Here is a 16,755-nt window from a genome sequence, read left to right on the forward strand (position 1 = left end):
CGAATACGGGACTGACGAACGGCACGACTTACTACTATGTCGTCAGCGCGTCCAACGCCGCGGGCGAGAGCGCGAATTCGTCGCAAGTTAGCGCGACGCCGCAAAACGTAGCGAGCACTCTCGTCGCGCAATACAAGCTGAGCAATGCCAATGCGACCGACAACCAGATTTACGCGTCCTTCAACGTCAAGAACACCGGCACGACCGCCGTCAGCTTGAGCAACGTGAAACTTCGCTATTATTTTACGAAAGACGGCGCTTCGGGATTGAATTACTACTTGGACTATGCCCAAGTCGGATCGGGCAACGTCGGCGGAGCTTTCGCAAGCGCGTCGGGCACCAATGCGGACACGTATTTGGAGCTCACGTTCGGCGCGGGCGCCGGCTCGATCGCGGCGGGCGGCCAAACGGGAGACATCATGATCCGTATCGCCAAGTCCGATTGGTCCAATTTCAACGAAGCGAACGACTATTCGTTCGACGGGACAATGACGGCTTTTGCGGACTGGAATAAAGTGACGCTGTTCGCAAGCGGCACGTTGGCATGGGGTATCGAGCCTTAAAAATCATTCAAGGAGCTGAGAAAGATGTCAATTTCTTTGTCCAAACGAGCTTTAACGGCATTGATCGTCTGCGTAATGGTCGTAAGCAGCTTCTTCTCGTTAGGGGTTAGAAGCGTTTCGGCCGAAGCCCATGTCGATAATCCGTTCGCGGGCGCGACGGCTTACGTAAACCCCGACTATGCCGCTTTGATCGATACGTCGATCGCGCAGGTAAGCGACAGCAGCCTGATCGCGAAAATGCAGACGGTCAAATCGTATCCGACCGCCGTCTGGCTCGACCGGATCGTAGCGATCGCCGGCGGCGCCGCGAACGGAGGCCGCAAAAGCCTGGCGCAAACGCTGGACGCCGTGCTCGCCCAGAAGCAGGGAAGCACGCCGATCACGGTAACGTTCGTTATTTACGACTTGCCGGGACGCGATTGCCACGCTTTGGCGTCGAACGGCGAACTGCCGCTGACCGCGGCGGGGCTGCAAACGTACAAGACGCAGTACATCGACGCGATCGCCAGCGTGTTCGCCGATACGAAGTACCAGGACATTCGGATCGTAACGGTTATCGAACCGGACTCCCTGCCTAATCTTGTGACGAACCTGAACGATCCGGAGTGCGCGCAGGCGAACTCCACTAACATCTATCGGGATGCGACCCGATACGCGCTGGATACATTGCACGCGATCCCGAACGTGTATACCTACATGGACATCGGGCACTCCGGATGGTTGGGCTGGGACAGCAACCGCCAACCTGCCATAGACCTCTTTACTTCGGTGGTGGCCGGAACCGCGGCCGGACTTGCGAGCGTCGACGGCTTCATCAGCGACACGGCGAACACGACGCCGCTGGAGGAACCTTATTTAACGAATCCGGATATGACGATCAACGGGCAGCAGTTGAAGTCGGCGAGTTACTACGAATATAATCCGTACTTCGACGAGGTGGATTTCACGGCTGCGTTGTATACCGGCTTCGTGGCGAAGGGCTGGTCTCCCAACATCGGCTTCCTGGTCGACACCTCCCGCAACGGATGGGGCGGAGCGAACCGGCCGACGGGAGCTAGCGGCACAACGGTCAACGCTTACGCCGACTCCGGCCGGATCGATAAACGTCTCCACCGCGGGAATTGGTGTAACCCGAGCGGCGCGGGAATCGGCCAACCGCCTCAGTCATCGCCACCCGGCTACGCGGCATCGCATCTGGATGCGTTCGTGTGGGTGAAACCGCCGGGCGAGTCGGATGGCGCGAGCTCGGAGATCGCGAACGACGAGGGCAAGGGCTTTGATAGAATGTGCGACCCGACCTACACGAACGCAAACGGCACGCTGACGGGCGCATTGCCGGGAGCGCCGCTATCGGGTCACTGGTTCCACAATCAGTTCGTGCAGCTCGTACAGAACGCCTACCCGGTTATCCCCGGCGGCACGGTGACTGTACCGGCGGCGCCGAGCGGACTGACCGCGACGGCGGGCAACGCGCAGGTCGCGTTGAACTGGACGGCATCGAGCGGCGCGACGAGCTACACGGTCAAGCGCGCGACAACGAGCGGCGGTCCGTACGCGAACGTGGCGACCGGCGTGACGGCGACGAGCTACGCGAACACGGGTCTGACGAACGGCACGACGTATTACTACGTCGTCAGCGCTTCGAATTCGGCGGGCGAGAGCACGAACTCCGCGCAGGCGAGCGCGACGCCGAGCGCGGGCACGCAGATTCCCGCCGCGCCGACGGGACTGACCGCGACGGCGGGCAACGCGCAGGTCGCGCTGAGCTGGACGGCATCGAGCGGCGCGACTAGCTATACGGTGAAGCGCGCGACGACGAGCGGCGGACCGTATACGAACGTGGCGGCCGGGGTGACGGCGACGAGCTATACGAACACGGGACTAACGAACGGAACGGCCTATTATTACGTGGTTAGCGCTTCGAATTCTACGGGCGAGAGCGCGAACTCCGCGCAGGCGAGCGCGACGCCGAGCGCGGGCACCCAGATTCCCGCCGCGCCGACAGGCTTGACCGCAACGGCGGGCAACGCGCAAGTCGCGCTGAGCTGGACGGCATCGAGCGGCGCGACTAGCTATTCAGTGAAGCGCGCGACAACGAGCGGCGGACCGTATACGAACGTGGCGACCGGGGTGACGGCGACGAGCTATACGAACACGGGACTAACGAACGGAACGGCCTATTATTACGTGGTTAGCGCTTCGAATTCTGCGGGCGAGAGCGCGAACTCTTCGCAAGCCAGCGCGACGCCGAGCGGCGGAGGCGGTACGAGTACCCTCGTCGCGCAATACAAGCTGAACAATAGTAACGCGACCGACAACCAGATTTACGCTAACTTCAACATCAAGAACACCGGCACGACCGCCGTCAGCCTAAGCAACGTGAAGCTGCGCTACTATTTCACCAAAGATTCGAGCGCCGGCCAGAACTTCTGGTGCGACTACGCCCAAGTCGGAACGAGCGCCGTCAGCGGCTCGTTCGCGACGGTCAGCCCGGCGGCAACCGGGGCGGACACGTATCTGGAAATCTCGTTCGGTTCGGCGGCCGGCTCGATCGCGGCGGGCGGACAGACGGGAGACATTATGATCCGAATCGCCAAGTCCGACTGGACGAACTTCAACGAGGCGGACGATTACTCGTTCGACGGAACGAAGACGTCCTTCGCCGACTGGAACAAAGTGACGTTGTATCAAAGCGGAACATTGGTTTGGGGAACAGAACCCTGACCGAAACAGCATAAGCAAGGAAGGCAAGTTCGACTGTCTTAGCCTCATCGAAAAAGGTCTCAACTCCGCCGTAAAGCGGAGTTGAGATTTTCCATTCAGCAAGAAGTCACCAAAGTGATAAGTCGGTCATCCTAGGAGCTAGATCAACCGATTCCTTTTCTTGTACAATTGTTCTAAGGTCTGTCTAGAGTCGACTGCTCTAGTTCTTGATCGGGTCGGACGAGAAAAAGGAGGGAACTGATGGACAACGGAAGATCGGTGGATAGCAGTTGGATATTGCCCATTCGTATTTCGGTGAGAAGATGGCATATTCCCTTACCCGATCGCGATCGCAATCTATTGGAATATGCTCTATGCAATGTGTCCGACGAATTGATCAGGCATTCGCTTTCCGGCGCGACCGTACGCGTGCGGCACGGTACGGCGGTATTCCTGTTCGGGTTGTCCGAGCCAAACCCGATGATACCCGGATTGGAGCATCGCTGCAGGCAACTGCGGAAAGTCGCCCACACTTCACTGTACGCGGACGTAGAGATTGAGATTGGGCAATCGATGTCGATGCGCGAGCTTCCGCAAGAGAAGATGGACGGTTCGTTCGCGGAACAACGGCACGATCCGGTACTGAGCATGAAGCAGGTCTGTTATTCCGACGATACGTCGCTGAGGCGTATTTTAACCTATATCGAGGAGCACTTGTTAGATCAGTTGACCCGGGAAGACATCGCGCATTACGTGCACTTCCACCCTTCCTATCTCTCGCGGTTTTTCCGCAAGAAAACAGGGTGGTCGCTATCCGAATACATCGTTCGGCAACGGATAGAATACGCGAAGGAGATGTTAGAGCAATCGGAACTTCGCATTAGTCATATTATGAGTCAGCTTGGGTACGACAATCTATCCCATTTTACCCGATCCTTCAAGAAAGTCACTGGCTACACTCCTCTGCAATACCGCAAAAAAATACAATAGACGAAGTCAAAGCAAAGAAGCACCTCTTCCACATCGAATTGTGGTAGAAGGTGCTTCATTATTTAGCTTTGCGATAAACTCGCCAAGGGCTGATTCTTTACTCCATCAGAGCGAGAACCGCCTCGGAGCACTTGGCCGGATGGTATTCGGCGTTGCGAAGCGCGAGAAGAGTGTCCCGGTGCTGATCGGTCGCGTAAGGCTCCTGGATGAGCCGGAACCAGCGGTCTATCGTCTCGGTCGTCGTCATGAGCTCGCCGAAGCCATGGGTGACGAAATATTCGGCGTTCTCTTCTTCTTGGCCGGGAATCGGCTCGTAGAACAGCATCGGAATGCCTTTGGCCATGCCTTCCGTGCAAGTCATGCCGCCCGGTTTCGTCACGAGCAAGTCCGACACGTCCATCAGCTTGTTGATTTCCTTCGTGTAGCCGATGACGTGAATGTTCGGATGCTGGAAGCGGGGGTCCGCCAGCAGCTTCTCCCTTGCTTTGTCGTTGTTGCCCATGCACAGAATCAATTGGGCGCGTTCGGCGTATCCCGCCATGTACTCGACGAGCTCTTCCCCGTACAGAAGGCCCCAGCCGCCGCCCATGACGAGCACGGTAGGCATGTCCTTCAGGTTGAATTCCGCCAGCGTCTCGGCCCGGTCGTGCGGGTGCCAGAAGTTCGGATGCACCGGAATGCCCGTCACCTCGATCGAAGTCGGCGGAACGCCGCGGGCGATCAGCTTGTTCCGCACGGCGGCGGTGCTGACCAAGTAAGTATTCACTTCCGGGTTCGTCCACGTCGCGTGCGCGTCGTAATCGGTAATGAGCGTATAAAGAGGAACGTTCAGCCCCAATCTCTTCAACCGGCTGACGACGGCGTTGGGGATCGGGTGCGTGCATACGATGGAATCCGGCTTCAATTGGCGTACGACGTCGGAAACTTGATTGTAAAATAACCGGTGCAGCGCGAATTGCGTAACCCGGTTGAGCGATTTATGATACCCGCTGCGGTACATTTTGCCGACCAGCTTGGGCTGTTTGCTTACGGTTTTGCGGTAGGCGGACAATATCAACGGGCCGATGACGGGATTCAGGAAAGTTCCCAATTCGATAACGCGCGTCTGTATGCGGGGCGACAGCTGTCGCAGCCCTACCGCTAGCGCGTAGGCGGCTTGCGTATGTCCGGTTCCGAAACCTTCGGAAAGCAGCAGAACTCTTTTTTTGCGCATTAGAAATAATCCCCCACTTTACCTAACTCCATTTTACGCCGAAGAGAAGCCCGGAACAAGTGGTACAATGATAAGAAGCGAACAGGAGGAGGAATAGTATCTAATGAAGCCAATCGAATCGGCGTCACAACTTGTGAGAATCAGCTATAAAACGGGGGAATATGTCGGAGAAGCCGTGGACGGGGACGACCGGAGAATTCTCGTGAAGGTGCTAGCCGTCCTTCGCCATCCGACGCAAGGAGACTTGCATAGCGAGTTCGATCCGGACGCGGCGATCTTCCACGAACGCAAGGCGCTTTCCTACACGGAGAAGGCCTGGGTGCCCGCGCAGACGGTCAAGCCTTACGGCGGCGCGCTCCCGGACTATCGGGAAAGCCTGAAGGCGGCGCTCGAGGCGGAGGTCGCCAGAATAGACAGGCTGAGGCGCTGGTCGGAGAAATGCTTGGAGAAGCTGGGCGAAGCGCGTAAAGATTACGGGATGTGAACGTGAGGCATAAGTCTCATTTTGGCGACGGGAAACGATCTTTTCCGCGTTTCGTCTTCAGGAATCATCTTCCAATGCCGTTATAGAAGGTAGACATTCCGTCTGAAAACGGTGTTATGGAGGATTCCCGATCGATGAAAACCTGGAACAATCAAGCGAAAGCCCATTCCTCGTCGTCCCGTTCCCGTGCCGCAGGCAACCGCTTCACGGCGGCGGTTCTCGTCTTCGCGATGCTCTTCGGCGTTCTTGGAGGCGTCGCTTCGGCAGCCGACGAGACGGTTAACAGCGTATATATTACGCCCTCTACGCAAACTTCCAAGCTATATGTCGACGATAATTCGTTGACGTTGACCGCCTACGCGGACATCGCGAACGTCTCGTCCGACAGGGACGTGACCGCCGACGCGACCTGGACGTCGAGCTCGACGTCGGTCAAAGTCGTCAAAGGCGTCGTCACCGCCAGCGGCGCGGTTAATTCCGCGACGATCACGGCCAGATACAATTCCGTGTCGAGCACGTTCTACGTGACTTCGGAATACGCTTACGATTCCCTGAAGTTGAAGCAAGGTTCGGCGGATGCGCCGGACTCGCTTACGCCGGATCTTGGACCGGACGTCGTGCTGACCGCCTTCGGCGTGACAGGCGGTTCGGAAAGCGACGTCTCTTCGTCGGCGACGTGGACGAGCTCCGCTACGTCCGTCGCGACGGTCGAGAACGGCACGGTCAAGCTGCTCGCGGAAGGCACGGCGACGATTACGGCCAAGTACAAGGGTCGTACCGATACCGTGAAGCTGACGGTTAACAATCCGTACGAATCGATTTCTTTGTACGACGGTAGCGCTGTTGTCGACGGTCCGCTGGAGATGTATATCGGTAACGGCGCGAAAAGCCTGATCGCGAAAGCCGAACTGAAGTCCGGCGGAGAGGATCCCGTCATTACTAGCCTAGCGACTTGGACGAGCAGCAATGCGGCGATCGCCAAGGTAGACGCTAATGGCAACGTGACGCCTGTCGGCACGGGTACTGCGATCATTACCGCGAAGCGTTTTGGTGTATCGGATGCCGTTACGGTCATCGTCAGGAATGTCTACGAGGCATTAAAGATTTCGCCGGATAAGGCGATTAACGTGGCGCTTAACGGCGCTCCGGTTTCTTTGACGGCATCGGCGGCCAAGGATGGCAAGTTCGCTGACGTGACGTCGAGTGCGGAATGGAAAATTTCGGACGCAGATCAAGCAGTCGCTATGATCGCCAAATCCGGCGATGGCAAATCCGCTATCGTGACGCCGAAGGGAGTCGGTTCGGCGACGGTCACGGTTACGTATAACGGCTTGTTCCGTTCGCTTTCCGTGACGGTATTCCCGACGCTCGAGAAGCTCGAGATCGGCAAAGACTCGCTCGACGCTTTCGTCGGCGACTCGGCGACTCTTCCGACCGTAACGGGCACGACGCTGTCCGGCGAGACGAAGGACGTCAGCAAGCTCGTTCAGTGGACGGTCGTCCCCCAAGCGGCGAGCGCAGATGCAGCTGCCGACGATTCCGCCGTGCTGTCCATCGAAGACGGCAAGTGGAAGGCGCTGAAGGAAGGTACGGTTACCCTTCGCACCGCAGTCGATAACGGATCCAACAATATCGTCTCCGACACGTTCGTCGTGAACGTGCACAACAAAATCCTGACGCTCATTCCTTCCGTCGATAACGTCAGCGTCGTCATCGGCAAGGAAGTGTCGCTTCCGACGGTGAAGCTTATCTACGAGAACGGAGACGAAGCGACCATCACCGACCAAATCGTCTGGAAGTCGTCGACGGCGAACCTGCTCGTGAAGACGAAGACGATGAAGGGTCTTCTCCCGGCGACGGCGACGTTAACCGGTACGTATCTCGGCAAGACGGTCAAAGTAAAAGTGACGGTCGAAGAAGAATTCGTGTCGTTCGATATTTCGCCGAAAAGCGTAAGCGTGACGCTGAACCGTTCGCAGACGATTAAAGTGACGGCGACGACGAAGAGCGGCAAGAAAGTATCGATCGGCTCCCGCATCGACTGGAATCCTTCCTCGGAAGGCATCGTAACGGTGAACGGCTCGTCCGTGAAGGGATTGGCCGAAGGAAGCGGCAAGCTGACGGCCAAAGTACAAGAGAAAACGTTGGAAGTGCCGTACGTCGTTACGGCGAAGCTCACGAAGCTGACGGCTTCCCTTACTTCCGTTAAGCTCGCGACCGGCGGAGAACAATCCGTAAGCCTGACGGCGGCGTTCGAGAACGGCAAGACGTCGGCTCCGACGACGCTGGCGGCTTGGACGACGTCCAAAGCTTCCGTGGCGACGGTCGAGGACGGCAAGATTACCGCTAAGGGCAAAGGCACGGCAACGATCAAAGCCGCCTTCGGCGGGAAGACGGTCACGATCAGAGTCACGGTCAAGTAAAGGCTAACGAAGAGCGCAAGAAAGCTCCCTCCGAAATCAATATAACGGGTTCCGTTTTGAGGTGCAAAAGGGGCAATTGACACCTCAAATGACAATGAAATTGACGCACATTTTGAAAGCCGAAAATCCTTTATTCATAAGGATTTTCGGCTTATTATTTCAAAATTGACACCTGAAACGACATGCATTATTTCGTTGCAATAAAATTATTGCATCAAAATTTATCACGCCATTTTCCATGTCATAAAGAATGACTTACAAAGCTCTTGAGACAGGAGATTGTTCGAAAAATCGTACAAAGCAGGCAGGCAATAGTCTTCAGGCAGGTGATTTGTGTGAAAAATCGTACAATACAAGCTGGCAGTTATCTTTAAACGGAGGTTTTGTACGAAAAACCACACTAAATGGGCAGGAAGTCGTATTGAGTCAGGGGCATTGTACGAAAAAACGTACAAAACATGACCCCAAACCTCGACATCGCATGAGAAAGCAATCTTAAACAACAATTGCGCAGAAAAAAGATAAGAAAAATGACGATCACTGATGTTGTCAGTTTGAGCGTCATTTTTCTTGTCAATTCGATGCTTTGCACCCGAAAACGGAACCCGTTAGAAATCAATCGGGGGAGCTTTCTTTTTGGGCATGCTAGCTATAATCGGTAAGGCAGTCGTCAGTAAGCGATCAGAGATTAATAAAAGCGGTTTTGAGTTTGTTGCGGAAGACGACTTGGTAATCGAGCGAGTCGCTGACGACAGCGAGCGGTACATACGTTTTCGTGAATTTGCCTATCTGCTGGAAGTAAGCCGGCGTCGCAAGCGGCTTGGCCGATCCATCGACGACGATCGTTTTCGCGCCGATGGTGATGACGACCGTTTTGCCGTTTTTCGAGAAGGTGACCGATTTCGTCTTCTGATCCCAATTCCAATTGGCGCCGATCGCGTCGGCCAAGTCGGTAATGGCCAGGAAGTTCGTGCCGTTCTTGAAGACGGGCTTGTTCTGCGTTTCCTTGCCGTTGATGACGATCGTGTTGACGACGTCGGCGGGACGCGGAGCCGGCGTTCTGTATTCGTACCAGACGACGTCGGAGAACGCCTTGGCGATCGTCTCGTAGCCGGCCTGGGAGGGGTGGATATCGAAGCCGTCGAAGGCATTGAAATGCGTTAGGGAGCTCGACTTTTCCTGGAAAGGATCGAACACATGCGCAACCTTCACCGGCACGCCGGCGGCGGTCAGCTCGGCGGCTTTCGCATCCACTGTCTCGGATAACGTCTTTCCGACTTTATCCAAGTCCGCGTATAGTTCATGGGACGGCATCAGCGGCAGATATTGATCAGCGAGCACGATCTGGGCGTCCGGCGCGAGCTTATGCAACAAAATCATCGTTTTATCCAAATCTTCTGTATACTTATTCATTGTTTCGACGGTCTTATCTTGTATAATTTGTCGTGCGGCGGTCGAATCTTTGCCCGTGGCGGCTTTGACGATTTCGCCGAAATCGTTCGCGCCGATCGTCAGGACGACGAGATCGGCTTTGGCCAAATCCTTGCCGAGCTCCGGCGCTTTCTCGGCCGTGTCGTTCGCCTGCTTCAGGGCGTCGACCGCGAAGGTCGGAGGAAAGTCCTGCAATTCGGAAGCGGTCGTCGCTCGGTTTTCGGAAGCGGCTTGCAGGAAATTCGCGAGGCCGGGCGTCGTCAAGCCGAGAATCGCGTAATTATCCAGCTCCGAACGGCCGTGGAACAGCGCTTGCTCGTAGACGCGTTCGACGTAGCCGTAAGGCACGGATTGCAAATTCATGCCGGGCTCGTAACCGGTGCCGATCGAATCGCCGAGCGCGACGATGTTGTATCCGTCGTTCGTCGGGGTCCCTTCGCCAGCAGCGTAAGCAGCGGAAGTCGAGCTGAATACCAACGTGACGGCGAAAAGGGGGACAAGGGACTTGCGATAGCTTTTTCTCATCGGAATGATTCCTCTCCTTAAACGTTCGTTATCGACATTATAAAAAAGATTAAATTGCCATCCTTCTGGCTACGGTGGTAAAATGATTGAATAAATTAAGCGAATTTTTATGAACTATTGCCGCGATTGTCCTCGGAAACGTTCAGTTTTTCCTCTGTTTTCGTCGTTCGATCATAACTTTTCCCTCCGATAGTTCCATTTTAGGCCAAATGGGCAGGGATGAGAAGCCGCATCGCCAATTTTCCTAAACTGCGTAAGAAAGGTTGATATAGCATGATAGAAATGCATAAAGGTCTACCGGTCAAACAAGGGATGTACGATCCGCAGTTCGAGAAAGACGCATGCGGCATGGGATTCGTCGCGCATATTAAAGGAAAGAAATCCCATGAGATCGTCGAGCAGGCGCTGACGCTTCTGTTCAACATGGAGCATCGCGGCGGCCAAGGCAGCGAACCGAGCACCGGCGACGGCGCGGGCATTCTCATGCAAATACCGCACCGCTTCTTCCAGTCGGAGACGGAGAAACTCGGCTTTAAGCTGCCGGAACCGGGCGACTACGCGGTCGCGATGGTGTTCCTGCCGACGGAAGAGTCCGTTCGCCGCAACCACGAAAGCATCTTCGAAGCGATCGTCGCCAAGGAAGGACAGACGCTGCTGGGCTGGCGTACCGTTCCGACGAACGACTCGATGCTGGGTCAATCCTCGAAGAAGGTAAAGCCTTTCGTCCGCCAAGCGTTCATCGCACGCTCGGACGCGTTGGCAAGCGACATGGCGTTCGAGCGCAAGCTGTACGTCATCCGCAAGCAGGCGGAGCAAGCGATTCGCTTCGGCGGCATCGAGGGCGCGGACATGTTCTATTTCCCGAGCTTCTCGAGCAAGAAGATCGTCTACAAAGGGATGCTGACGACCGAGCAGGTCGGCCGGTTTTATCCGGAGCTGCGCGAACCGACGCTGGAAACGGCGCTGGCGCTCGTCCACTCGCGGTTCAGCACGAACACGTTCCCGAGCTGGGAGCGCGCGCATCCGTTTAACTATTTGATCCACAACGGCGAGATCAACACGCTCCAAGGCAACGTCAACTGGATGCGCGCCCGCCAGACGCTGTTCCAATCCGAGCTGTTCGAGGGCGACCTGGAGAAGGTCAAACCGGTCATCGCTCCGGACGGTTCCGATACGGCGATGTTCGATAACACGTTCGAATTCATGTATTTGTCCGGACGTTCGATGGCTCACGCGGCGATGATGATGGTACCGGAACCGTGGCAGAACAACGAGCTGATGGACGAGGAGAAAAAGGCGTTCTACGAGTACCACGCGTGCTTGATGGAGCCTTGGGACGGTCCCGCGGCGGTCGGCTTCACCGACGGCGTGCAAATCGGCGCCATCCTCGACCGCAACGGTTTGCGTCCGGCCCGTTATTACGTCACGAAGGACGACTTGATGGTTCTCGCTTCCGAAGCGGGCGTCATCGATCTTCCGCCGGAAGATATCGTTCTGAAGGACCGTCTCCGTCCGGGCCGCATCCTTCTCGTGGACACGAAGGAAGGCCGCATCATCTCCGACGAAGAAGTGAAGCGTTCGATCGTCACGGAGCACCCTTACCGCGAATGGCTGAACGATCATCTCGTCGATCTGGAAGACCTTCCGGAAGCGGCCGAGCTGCCGGAGCCGAACCACGATACCGTTCAACTGCGCCAACAGGCGTTCGGCTATACGTTCGAGGACATTCGCAAGGTGATCGAGCCGATGGCGCTATCCGGCGCCGAGCCGCTCGCTTCGATGGGCTACGACGCGCCGCTGGCCGTCTTGTCCGACAAGCCGCAACGGTTGTTCAACTACTTTAAGCAATTGTTCGCTCAAGTCACGAACCCGCCGATCGACGCGATCCGCGAGGAAATCGTCACTTCGACGTACACGACGGTCGGACCGGAGCGCAACTTGCTCAATCCGGAACCGGAAAGCGCGCGCCAGATCCGCTTGTACACGCCGATTTTATCGAACGAGGAGTTCGCGAAGCTGCGCCACGTGCACCGTCCAGGCTTCAAGTCGATCACGCTGCCGATCTTCTTCCCGGCGAAGGACGGGGAAGACGGCCTGCGCGCCGCGATCAAGGTTCTGTGCGAAGCGGCCGATCGCGTCATCGCCAAAGGGCATAACATTCTGATCTTGTCCGATAGGGGCATCGACGCGGACAACGCGGCGATCCCGTCGCTGCTCGCGGTCTCTTCCTTGCATCACCACTTGATCCGCCAAGGCACGCGGACGAAGGTCAGCATCCTGCTCGAATCCGGCGAGCCGCGCGAAGTGCACCACTTCGCCCTGCTGCTCGGCTACGGCGTGAGCGCGGTCAATCCTTACCTCGCGTTCGAGACGCTCGACGACTTGATCCGCCAAGGCATGCTGCGTAACATCTCGCACGATAAAGCGGTCAAGAACTTCATCAAGGGCGCGACCAAGGGCGTCGTCAAAGTGTTGTCCAAGATGGGCATCTCGACGATCCAGTCTTACCGCGGCGCGCAAATCTTCGAAGCGGTCGGACTGAACTCGGAAGTGATCGGCCAGTACTTCACGGGCACGGCTTCCCGCATTCAAGGCATCGGCTTCGACGTGATCGCGCGGGATACGCTCGTCGCTCACGAGCGCGCTTATTCCAAGCAGCCCGGAGGGGAACGCGAGCTTGATTCCGGCGGCGACTACCAGTGGCGCAAAGGCGGAGAAGAGCATCTCTTCAACCCGCAGACGATCCACACGCTGCAGATGGCGACCCGCACGGGCAATTACGACACGTACAAAAAATATTCGGCTCTCGTGCAAGGCGAATACGACGAGACGCGGACGCTCCGTTCGCTGCTGCAGTTCAAATTCGACCAGCCTCCGGTTCCGATCGAAGAAGTCGAGCCGCTCGAGTCGATCTTCAAGCGGTTCAAGACGGGGGCCATGTCGTTCGGTTCGATCAGCAAGGAAGCGCACGAAGCGCTCGCGATCGCGATGAACCGCATCGGCGGCAAGTCGAACTCCGGCGAAGGCGGCGAAGATCCGAACCGCTATATTCCGGACGCGAACGGCGACTCCCGCCGCAGCGCGATCAAGCAGGTGGCATCCGGCCGCTTCGGCGTCACGAGCTACTACTTGTCCAGCGCGGACGAGATCCAGATCAAGATGGCGCAAGGCGCGAAGCCGGGCGAAGGCGGACAACTCATGGGCCGCAAAGTGTATCCTTGGGTCGCCGAAGTACGCGGCACGACGCCGGGCGTAGGCCTGATCTCGCCTCCGCCGCACCATGACATCTACTCGATCGAGGATCTTGCGGAACTGATCCACGACCTCAAGAACGCGAACCCTCGGGCTCGCATCAACGTAAAGCTCGTATCCGAAGTCGGCGTCGGCACGATCGCGGCCGGCGTGGCGAAAGCCCGCGCGGACGTTATCCTCGTCAGCGGATACGACGGCGGTACGGGGGCTTCTCCGATCGGCTCGATCCGCCATGCGGGCTTGCCGTGGGAGCTCGGCCTCGCCGAGACGCACCAGACGCTCATCCTGAATAACCTACGCGACCGCGTCGTCGTCGAGACGGACGGGAAAATGATGACGGGACGGGATATCGCCATCGCGGCGTTGCTCGGAGCGGAAGAATACGGCTTCTCCACGGCCCCTCTCGTCGTCGTCGGTTGCATCATGATGAGAGTATGCCAGCTCGACACTTGTCCGGTCGGCGTCGCGACTCAGAACCCGGAGCTTCGCAAGAAGTTCATGGGCGATCCGGATCAAGTCGTGAACTTCATGCGATTCGTCGGAGAAGAATTCCGCGAGATCATGGCGCAGCTCGGCTTCCGCACCGTCGAAGAGATGGTCGGACGGGTAGACCGCCTCGACGCGAAGCAAGCGATCGGCCATTACAAGACGCAAGGCATCGATCTGACGCCGCTCTTGCATATGCCGGAATTGCCGGAAGGTTCGTTCCGCTACAACGTCAAAGGCCAACACCACTTGCTCGAGGAATCGATCGACATGATTTCGTTGCTCGACGCGGCGGCTCCGGCTCTGAACGACGGAGCTCGCGTGGAAGGCACGTTCCCGGTCAAGAACACGAACCGCGTCGTCGGCACGATTCTCGGCTCGGAAGTGACGAAACGTTACGGCAAAGACGGTCTGCCGGCGGATACGATCAAGTTCCACTTCGTCGGAACGGCCGGTCAAAGCTTCGGAGCGTTCATGCCGAAGGGCATGACGCTCACGCTCGAAGGCGACTCGAACGACTATGTCGGCAAAGGATTGTCCGGCGGCAAAATCGTCGTGTATCCATCCGGCAAAGCGTCGTTCGTGGCCGAAGATAACGTCATTATCGGAAACACGGCGTTCTACGGCGCGACGAGCGGCGAAGCTTATATCCGCGGCACGGCAGGCGAACGGTTCGCGGTGCGGAATAGCGGCGTGAACGTCGTCGTCGAAGGCGTGGGCGACCACGGCTGCGAGTACATGACGGGCGGACGCGTCGTCATCCTCGGCAAGACGGGCCGCAACTTCGCGGCCGGCATGTCGGGCGGCATCTCGTACGTTATCGATTGGGACGGCCGGTTCGTCGACCGTTGCAACTTCGAGATGGTCACTCTCGAAGCGCTCGAGGACGAGAAGGAAGTCGCCGAAGTACGGACGATGATCGAGAATCACGTTTCCTACACGGGAAGCGATCTCGGACGACGGGTGCTCGCAGACTGGCCGAACGTGCTCGGCAAATTCGTGAAGATCATTCCGAAAGACTACAAGCGGATGCTCGAGCAGATCGCGAAAGTCGAAGCGCAAGGGTTAAGCGGAGAAAAAGCGCTTCTTGCCGCGTTCGAAGCGAACATGAAGGAGCTTTCCCGAGCGGGCGGCAACTAATCGAATAACGATTACGATAGAAGAACCGGAGAGGCGCATGAACGTGCGATTCTCCGGTTTTTTACTTTAGTCCGCGTTAATACGAGCCTGATTCGACAAAACTTCCGATAAAATAAAGCTGACATGACAGCATCTCTCGACACCTTCCGCAAGTCCTATCTTTTATACTAATTTTAACGAAATTATCCAGAATTGTAGAGAGGGTTTGGGGAGCGGAGATGGAAAAGGAAGCACCGATGGGCACGGAAGTCATGAAGCAGCCGTTGGAAGTGGACATCCGCAAGATTCTGGAACAATTGGGCATCAGGGAAGACAAGTGGAAGGAATTCACGAATCACGGATCAACTTAAGAAAACAAAGAGAGCTACAATACGCGGAATACATGAAAAAAACCTCGGCGGAACGGATGCATATGGCATCCTCCGCTCGAGGTTTTATTTATGTTCTGCGTTACGACGACCGTTAACCGTTCATGTTCCGTTCGGCCCGCACGAAAGCGATGAATCTACGCGCTTCCTCCGGCGACAGCTTGCGGCCGTCGACCGTCAGGGCGAAATGCTGAAGCAGCTGCTCGTCCGACAATTCAAGCTCGTCGGTAAATTGTCGAACTTCGGCATCCAAGGTGACGTTGGAATGGGGCGTGCGTCCTACGAGATAATCGATGGAAACTTGGAATAAGTCGGCTATTTTCCCGAGAGTTTCCGTATCCGGCTCCCTGCGGTTTTTCTCGTAATGCGATAATGCGGCACGAGAGATGCCGAGGGATGAGGCCAGTTCTTCCTGAGTCAAACCGCGTTGGTCTCTTAGGAAAGCGAGACGACTGCCGATGTTCATCATATCCCTCCAAGGATGTTCTTTGTTCCCATCATAATATGGATACAGAACAAATGCATTAATTGCGACAAAATGTCGCACTAAAATGTAGCATTATCAGCATATCCAAAATAGGAATCTAATAATCACGAGGGTTTATGGGGTATAATCATACATCTTGACTTGTTACAAAATGTATCGTAAAGTAAACCTGTGAAATTACGATACATTATGTAACCAATATGGATGCGGTGATGAAATGGAACCGGAATCGGAGAACGAGACGAATAGGAGAGAATACGTTCGATTCGAGACGAACGTTCCCTTATTCGCCGAATTGTCGTTAAGAAGCGTCGGGGGTCGCGAAATGAATAGCCGGAAGCAACGGGTCATCATCCATAACGTCAGCTTCGGCGGCTGCTGTTTCTCGACGTTTTTGCGAATGCCGGTAAGAGATGACGTCGAATGGACGTTAAAGCTGCTTCTCGGGAATTATCCCGCGACGTTAAGGGGCGTCATCGTCCATGCGGGAGAAGCGGAGGGCCTGTTTAACTACGGGGTTCGATGGGCGTTGACGGGACTCGAACGGCAGACGTTGCATTACCGGCTGAACGAATACGTTCGGAACGTGCTTGTCGGCAGTCCGCACATCCATACGATCTACAAGCAATTGACCCTCAGATACGAGGGCGGCCAATTCAAAAGATTCGACGTGACTTCGTAGACGGAGAG

11 protein-coding genes are annotated in these 16,755 nt (G+C 56.4%); 8 read left to right on the top strand and 3 right to left on the bottom strand.

Annotation, left to right across the window (positions count from 1 at the left end):
• The 3 genes from ACFPPD_RS26060 to ACFPPD_RS26070 form a co-directional block, all read left to right on the top strand.
• The coding region (locus ACFPPD_RS26060; protein ID WP_378083907.1) for a cellulose binding domain-containing protein at positions 1-563 on the top strand (563 nt) is incomplete at its 5' end.
• Positions 564-638: 75 nt separating this feature from the next.
• Positions 639-3,287: a glycoside hydrolase family 6 protein gene (locus tag ACFPPD_RS26065; protein WP_378083965.1), complete on the top strand. Its 2,649-nt coding sequence runs from the start codon at positions 639-641 to the stop codon at positions 3,285-3,287.
• A 240-nt stretch (positions 3,288-3,527) separates the two neighbouring features.
• A complete protein-coding gene (locus ACFPPD_RS26070; RefSeq protein WP_209749044.1) occupies positions 3,528-4,256 on the top strand; it encodes a helix-turn-helix domain-containing protein in 729 nt (242 codons plus the stop codon).
• 97 nt (positions 4,257-4,353) lie between these two features.
• On the opposite strand, the gene ACFPPD_RS26075 is transcribed toward ACFPPD_RS26070, so the two are convergent.
• Positions 4,354-5,469, bottom strand: coding sequence for an MGDG synthase family glycosyltransferase (locus ACFPPD_RS26075; protein WP_209749045.1), 1,116 nt, complete (start codon positions 5,467-5,469; stop codon positions 4,354-4,356).
• Between the two features lie 103 nt (positions 5,470-5,572).
• On the opposite strand from ACFPPD_RS26075, the gene kapB reads away from it, so the two are divergent.
• Together kapB and ACFPPD_RS26085 are read left to right on the top strand one after the other, a co-directional pair.
• Positions 5,573-5,953, top strand: a complete 381-nt coding sequence (kapB, locus tag ACFPPD_RS26080) for a sporulation phosphorelay system protein KapB (RefSeq protein ID WP_209749046.1) — start codon at positions 5,573-5,575, stop codon at positions 5,951-5,953.
• Positions 5,954-6,087: 134 nt separating this feature from the next.
• On the top strand, positions 6,088-8,376 hold the full coding sequence (locus ACFPPD_RS26085) for an Ig-like domain-containing protein (RefSeq protein WP_209749047.1): 2,289 nt from the start codon (positions 6,088-6,090) through the stop codon (positions 8,374-8,376).
• A 681-nt stretch (positions 8,377-9,057) separates the two neighbouring features.
• On the opposite strand, the gene ACFPPD_RS26090 is transcribed toward ACFPPD_RS26085, so the two are convergent.
• Positions 9,058-10,332: a stalk domain-containing protein gene (locus tag ACFPPD_RS26090; protein ID WP_209749048.1), complete on the bottom strand. Its 1,275-nt coding sequence runs from the start codon at positions 10,330-10,332 to the stop codon at positions 9,058-9,060.
• A gap of 273 nt (positions 10,333-10,605) precedes the next feature.
• Between ACFPPD_RS26090 and gltB the strand changes: the two genes are divergently transcribed.
• Positions 10,606-15,210, top strand: coding sequence for a glutamate synthase large subunit (gltB, locus tag ACFPPD_RS26095; protein ID WP_209749049.1), 4,605 nt, complete (start codon positions 10,606-10,608; stop codon positions 15,208-15,210).
• Positions 15,211-15,428: 218 nt separating this feature from the next.
• On the top strand, positions 15,429-15,560 hold the full coding sequence (locus tag ACFPPD_RS26100; RefSeq protein ID WP_378083913.1) for a hypothetical protein: 132 nt from the start codon (positions 15,429-15,431) through the stop codon (positions 15,558-15,560).
• Positions 15,561-15,672: 112 nt separating this feature from the next.
• Here ACFPPD_RS26100 and ACFPPD_RS26105 read toward each other — a convergent pair whose 3' ends face one another.
• Complete coding sequence (locus tag ACFPPD_RS26105) at positions 15,673-16,044, bottom strand: helix-turn-helix domain-containing protein (RefSeq protein ID WP_209749050.1); 372 nt, start codon at positions 16,042-16,044, stop codon at positions 15,673-15,675.
• A gap of 238 nt (positions 16,045-16,282) precedes the next feature.
• Here ACFPPD_RS26105 and ACFPPD_RS26110 point away from each other — a divergent pair, with 238 nt between their 5' ends.
• Positions 16,283-16,747 carry a PilZ domain-containing protein gene (locus ACFPPD_RS26110; RefSeq protein ID WP_209749051.1) on the top strand — a complete coding sequence of 155 codons (465 nt, stop codon included), beginning with the start codon at positions 16,283-16,285 and terminating at the stop codon, positions 16,745-16,747.
• Positions 16,748-16,755: the final 8 nt, after the last annotated feature.

Origin of the sequence: Cohnella suwonensis, assembly GCF_042655365.1 — a bacterium.
GTDB lineage: Bacteria > Bacillota > Bacilli > Paenibacillales > Paenibacillaceae > Cohnella > Cohnella suwonensis.

Coding starts and splice junctions, on each gene's coding strand:
- ACFPPD_RS26075 (WP_209749045.1), bottom strand. CDS start 5,469: ATGCGCAAAAAAAGAGTTCTGCTGCTTTCCGAAGGTTTCGGAACCGGA.
- kapB (WP_209749046.1), top strand. CDS start 5,573: ATGAAGCCAATCGAATCGGCGTCACAACTTGTGAGAATCAGCTATAAA.
- ACFPPD_RS26070 (WP_209749044.1), top strand. CDS start 3,528: ATGGACAACGGAAGATCGGTGGATAGCAGTTGGATATTGCCCATTCGT.
- ACFPPD_RS26085 (WP_209749047.1), top strand. CDS start 6,088: ATGAAAACCTGGAACAATCAAGCGAAAGCCCATTCCTCGTCGTCCCGT.
- ACFPPD_RS26110 (WP_209749051.1), top strand. CDS start 16,283: ATGGAACCGGAATCGGAGAACGAGACGAATAGGAGAGAATACGTTCGA.
- ACFPPD_RS26105 (WP_209749050.1), bottom strand. CDS start 16,044: ATGAACATCGGCAGTCGTCTCGCTTTCCTAAGAGACCAACGCGGTTTG.
- ACFPPD_RS26090 (WP_209749048.1), bottom strand. CDS start 10,332: ATGAGAAAAAGCTATCGCAAGTCCCTTGTCCCCCTTTTCGCCGTCACG.
- ACFPPD_RS26065 (WP_378083965.1), top strand. CDS start 639: ATGGTCGTAAGCAGCTTCTTCTCGTTAGGGGTTAGAAGCGTTTCGGCC.
- gltB (WP_209749049.1), top strand. CDS start 10,606: ATGATAGAAATGCATAAAGGTCTACCGGTCAAACAAGGGATGTACGAT.
- ACFPPD_RS26100 (WP_378083913.1), top strand. CDS start 15,429: ATGGAAAAGGAAGCACCGATGGGCACGGAAGTCATGAAGCAGCCGTTG.